Here is a 5,699-nt window from a genome sequence, read left to right as displayed (position 1 = left end):
CCAATGTTCGTCACCATTATGATCAAGCAGCTTGATGTTGATACTGTTTGGCAACAGCAGCCGCTGTTGGTGCATGGCTACATGTTCAGTCCATATTGTTAAGCTGTCCGGCGAGATAATTTTTTTTAATATATTTAGATCTGTTTTAAGCTTAGACTTGGTATAGCCGGTCAGCAACTCGCAGTTTGGTGAAACATAGCCGATCGAGCCATCAGGCAACAGCAGATAGACAAGATCAGTCGAGTAGTCTGCAACAATGCGGTAGATGTAAGCGGTTGGGCTCATCAACAACTCCCTGCTGAAGCTGGATTGCGACTGGATAGCAATTGATTTAATGGCAATCGAATCGTAAATGTAGTACCTGTTCCAACTTCACTGGCAACCATCAGCTCTCCGCCATGTTTTTTGATGATTTCATGGCTGATGGAAAGTCCCAGACCGGTTCCCTTGCCCACCTCTTTAGTGGTGTAAAACGGCTCAAAGATCCTGCGTCGCACTTCATCAGGTATGCCGCAACCGGTGTCAGCTATTGCAATATAGGCATTGTCGCTGTCAGACCAGGTCCGTACTGTGATGACTCCAAGTTCATCTGATTGTTTTTCCTGAATAGCGTGGCAGGCATTTACCAGCAGGTTCATAAATACTTGATTAATCTGTTGAATATTACAGGGCACCTTGGGCAGATCGCCGTATTCCTTTTTCAGCTCAGCAACGTACTTGATCTGGTTCCAGATAATATTGATGGTACTGTCAATACACTGATGCAGCTCTGCCCTGGCAATCTGGGCTGTATCGCTGCGTGAGAAGGTCTTTAAATCCTGCACAATCCGCATCACCCTGCCAGCACCGTCGGCTGATTCTTCAAGCAGTTGCCGGATATCCCGCAACACATAATCAAGCTTTAACTCCTTACGCAGGGTCTGCACAGATTGTTGCTGCTGTTCAGTACAGCAGTTCTGTACCAACGGCTCCAAGGTGGTAATGTAGCGATCAAATTTATCCACATATTTTTCAAGGGTACCCAGATTACTGTTAATAAAGCCCATCGGGTTATTGATTTCATGGGCAATACCGGCAGAAAGCTGACCGATTGATGCCATCTTTTCATTCTGCAGCAGCTGGGCATACAGTTCACGGATTTGCATTTCATCTTTTTTTCGAGCTGTTATGTCAATACAGGCGCCGGACATTCTGATCGGCATTCCAGAAGGATCAAAGTAGACCTGACCAGTATCATGCCAGTCCATGTAACTGCCATCACTGTTGCGAACCCGGTAATCAATAACATAGGGTGTATGGTGCTCTATATGACTGGACAGTGCCTGATTGACCCGTTCAAGATCATCTGGATGAATCATTTCTTCCCAAGCAGTAATCGTTCGGGTAAGAAATCCAGGTTCTGCCCCCAACATCCGGTCAACAGCATCTGACCAGATCAGGGAGCCGGTTTGCATATCCCAATCCCAGAGAGCGATATTGCCAGCCACAGATGCCATTTCCAGCCGGTCCCGTTCAATTTCCAATGCGATTTCAGCCAGCTTTCTGCTGGTGATATTCAGGTGCGTCAGCACGATCCCGCCTGTTGAATTTTCCAGAGGAACCGCATACACGATAAACCAGCGTTGTTCGTTTGGGCTGTGACAGGAATACTCAGCTGAATAGACAGGCTGTAAGCGACGTTGTACGGAGATGAGACCTGTCAGTACCTCTTCAACTTCTTTGTTGTTAACAGCAGCCCGCTGGCAGACCTCCAGATAGTTAAGACCAACACCGGCTATAAGTTCAGCAGATCCGCCATTTTGTGTTGCAAAGCTGCTCCACTCCGGATTTACCCGAATGATCAACCCGTCTTCATCAAGCACCGCAATAGTGCTTTTCAGTGAATTCATAATGGATTCTACCAGCGACTGACTGGCCCGCAACGCCTCTCGATGCTGATGTTGCTCGGTAATATCATGAATAACCGCAAGACAACGACGACCGGAATGGGTGGATACCATCTGCAGGTTCACATCCACCGGGTAGCTTGTACCATCGGCACGCTGATGAATTGTTTCAAAACGCAGTAACGGCAGATCACCAGTAAGCAGTACAGAAATCATAGGCATAAACTGATGCCTGTTCATCATCGGCTTGATAGCAAGCGGCGTCATTGTTTTCAGTTGGGACAGGCTGTAGCCAAGGTTCTGCAGGGCGCTCTGGTTGGCATATTCAAACAACAGGGTGTCCGGGTTGAAGACATACAGCTCATTATGGAGCGCCTCAAGCATTGAAAGCAGTTCCCGCTGAGACTGGTCAGCCACAACCCGCTCAGTGTCATCATGAATAATAAGCACCGCGCCGGTAACCTCATGCTGCTCATCCATTAGCGGGTCAACCGTTAAATGCAGCCAGCGATTTCCCTGAAAAACAAGCTGACTCTCGGTCTTGCGGGTTTGCTGGCTGCGCAGCATGGGGCAGTCTTCAATCGGGCCATCTGAATTATGAATGACCTCCCAGCAGTAACGCCCGATAATATCCTTGAATTCGCGATTAAAGAACTGCTTGCAGGCCTTGTTACAGCGTATAATCCGCATTTCACGGTCAATCAGGCTGACACTGTCACTGATGGCGTCAAAGGTGGCCTGCCATTCATGGCCAGCATTAACCAGCTTCTTTTCAAGTTCAATACGCTGGGAAATTCGCCAAACCTCTGCCATCAAGTGGCTTAATTGCTGACTGTCCCGTTCTGTATAGGGTAGTTCCTTGTTGGCCACTCCCACCACCGCCACAATTGATTGATGCAGATCAAACACCGGTACAGTCAGGAAACGGGACAGATGAACGTGGCCTTCCGGGTAGCCTTTTTTCAGGTCATCCGGTGCATCAAAATCATTGATCATAATAGCTTTACGCTGGCGCACCGCCTCACCCCAGATACCGGTTTTCTCCAGTTTATAGATGGTTGATGGATTTGCCACCATACAGGCAGGCATGACCTCCTTTGACCAGGTATTCAGGACAAATTCCTGATTGTCTTCATGATAGTGATAGATGTAACCGATTTTGCTGCGGGTAATATCTAAGACTTTTTCAAGCGCATAATCCAGTAGCCCCTGGATATCCGAGGTCTGATACTCACTGATATCCAGTAACGCCTGCAGCCGTTCTTCATTTTGAGCCAGTTCATGGGTGGTATCAGTCAGATTTCTGGTCCGTTCCTGCACCAACTTCTCAAGCTCTGTCTGGCGTTTGTGATGGTACATCTGACGTATCAGCAGCAGTACACCGGCCCAGCAGAACACTAGGGCAAACGACGTCAGCAGCAGTTCCTTGTGCCAGGCATCCAGGTAATCATCCGCTGCCAGCCCCACATTCAGATAGAGTTGATACGGCTGCAGCAGACGGTAGGAGTAGATACGTTTCACACCATCAACAGCGCTTACGCCATGATATTTTCCGTTGTTCGTCTCACCTTTAGCCAGTTTCTGCTGCCAGTTTGAAGAGACCTCTTTGCTGCCGCTGACATAGGAGCCCCGTTTTTTTTGCAGGGGGGAGTAATAGACTATCAGTGATAAATCAGCAAACCGCAGAGAGACACTGCCCTGCTCCCCCAACTCAATCTGGGAAAAAAGTTCTTGAAACTGCTGCAAGGTCAACACACCGTAGACCACGCCACCAAAACGTTTATCTGGCAGGTTGATTCTCCGGGCACAGGTAATTACCCATTTTCCGCTGATCTTACCGATAATTGGCTTAGATAGTACCATCCCTGCATCAGGATGGTCCCGCAGGTAACTGAAATAGTCGCGATCCGCCATACTGACTGAAAGTACAGGTCTACCTGGACTTCCCTGCACAACCCTGCCCTGGGCATCGCTGATCCTCAGACTATCCAGTTCAGATACACGACTAAATTGACGTTCAATGTAAGCCTGCAACTCCTGTACAGTGCTTCTCTGCTGTGTATACCGCACCACCTCTTCAGACACCATCTGCAAGGCATAATCAACCCTGCCAAGTATTGAGGTAACAGACTGCCCCAGCATCAGGGTCTTGGCTTGGGCCTGCGTATCTGCATCTTGTTCAGCCTTGATCCGGCTATGTGACAGGCTGTAGATTGCAGGCAGACTCACCACAACCAGCAAGAGCACAAGCCCCATTGTCACCCGGCTCAGAAAACCGTTAGGAGATCGCTGCACTATCGCTAGCTTTTGCATGGTGGTTGTTCCTCTTCACCACAGGGTCCATGTACCGGTAACCGCACCGTAAAGGTGGTGCCATATCCTACTTCGCTCTGTACTTCAATTGATCCACCATGTTTTTTGATGATGTCATAGCTGATGGAGAGCCCGAGACCGGTCCCCTTACCCACCTCCTTGGTGGTGAAAAATGGTTCAAAAATCCGTCGCTGCACTTCAGCAGTCATGCCACAACCGGTATCACTGATCTTGACCAGCACCTGATCTTCCTGCTGTTCAGTCTGCACCGTAATCTCGCCACGGGTCTCACCAAGGGCGAGGGCAGCATTGACCAGCAGGTTCAGAAAGACCTGGTTCAGCTGTTGGGGGAAACATTTTACCTTGGGAATCCCACCAAATTTCCGCTTCAGTTCGGCGACATATTTCAGCTCATTCCAGGCAATGTTAATGGTGGTTTCAAGTGCCTCATTCAGGTCAATCAATGCCGTTTCAGCCTGATCCACACGGGAGAAGTTCTTCAGATCCTGTACAATCCTGCGTACCCGCCCTGCACCATCCTGGCTTTCTGCTATCAACTGATGGGCATCATCCAAAATACGATCGATCTTTAGCCGTTTGCGGGCTTCATGCACCGGCTCTGCCAAGGCACCATCACAGCAGCCCTGCATGGCCAGATCAACCACACCGATATATTCATACAAACGGCTGACATATTTATCCAGACTACTGAGATTACTGGTAATAAATCCCATCGGGTTGTTAATTTCATGGGCCACACCGGCTGCCAGCTGGCCAATGGAGGCCATTTTTTCCTGTTGATAAATCTGCAACTGTGCATCCTCCAGTTCTGACAGTGCTTTTTCCAGTTCATGGGTGGTACTGTGCAGTTCAGTTGTGTCATTCAGGGAGACCACAAAACCCTGGATATGGTCACTATCTGTCTTGATGGGATACACATTGATGTCATAACTACGGCTGGAGCGAAGATGAAGCAGCTCACCGGAGCTGGCATTAAAGTTGATGAATTTGAACCCCATCTCCTGTAGCAGCTCACGCCAATCCTTACCCACCAGATCGCTATCGGACAAACTGGTCATCTCCATCAAAATCCGGTTATAGCGCCTGATTCTATGTTCAGGATCAGTTAAAATGATAAAATCCCGGAGATGGTCAAGGGTATTTTCCCATTCCTGTTTGGCTGTTTCTACCTGTTGAAACAGCTCAATCATCAGGAACTCCGCAGCTTTCTTTTCAGAAATATCATCCTTAACCGCCAAATAACCAATAATTACCCCATTTTTATCAGTTAACGGTGAAATGGAAGCAGCTTCCCAGTAGAGGGTGCCATCCTTACGCTTGTTATGGAACTCTCCCCGCCATTCCTTGCCACTGGTAATGGTGTGCCACAGTTCACGATATTCCTCTGGCGGCATATCACCGGACTTCAATACGCGAGGGTTCATGCCCATGACTTCATCAGCTGTATAACCGGTTGTCAGGCTGAAGCGCGGGTTAACA

General features: G+C 48.6%; 3 protein-coding genes. All 3 read right to left on the bottom strand.

The window, feature by feature from the left end; translation table 11 throughout:
• The coding region (locus OEL57_RS13515; RefSeq protein WP_300741125.1) for a PAS domain S-box protein at nucleotides 1-285 on the bottom strand (285 nt) is incomplete at its 3' end.
• Nucleotides 285-4,199, bottom strand: a complete 3,915-nt coding sequence (locus OEL57_RS13510; RefSeq protein ID WP_300741123.1) for a PAS domain S-box protein — start codon at nucleotides 4,197-4,199, stop codon at nucleotides 285-287. The genes OEL57_RS13510 and OEL57_RS13515, both read right to left, overlap by 1 nt.
• Nucleotides 4,187-5,699, bottom strand: a 1,513-nt coding sequence (locus OEL57_RS13505) for a PAS domain-containing sensor histidine kinase (RefSeq protein ID WP_300741121.1), incomplete at its 5' end; no start/stop codon positions are given. The genes OEL57_RS13505 and OEL57_RS13510, both read right to left, overlap by 13 nt.

The organism is Trichlorobacter sp. (assembly GCF_030247655.1).
In the GTDB taxonomy this organism is placed as follows: domain Bacteria; phylum Desulfobacterota; class Desulfuromonadia; order Geobacterales; family Pseudopelobacteraceae; genus Trichlorobacter.
Note: the sequence above shows the minus strand (reverse complement) of the source record. Positions and strands in the feature narration are given on the sequence as shown.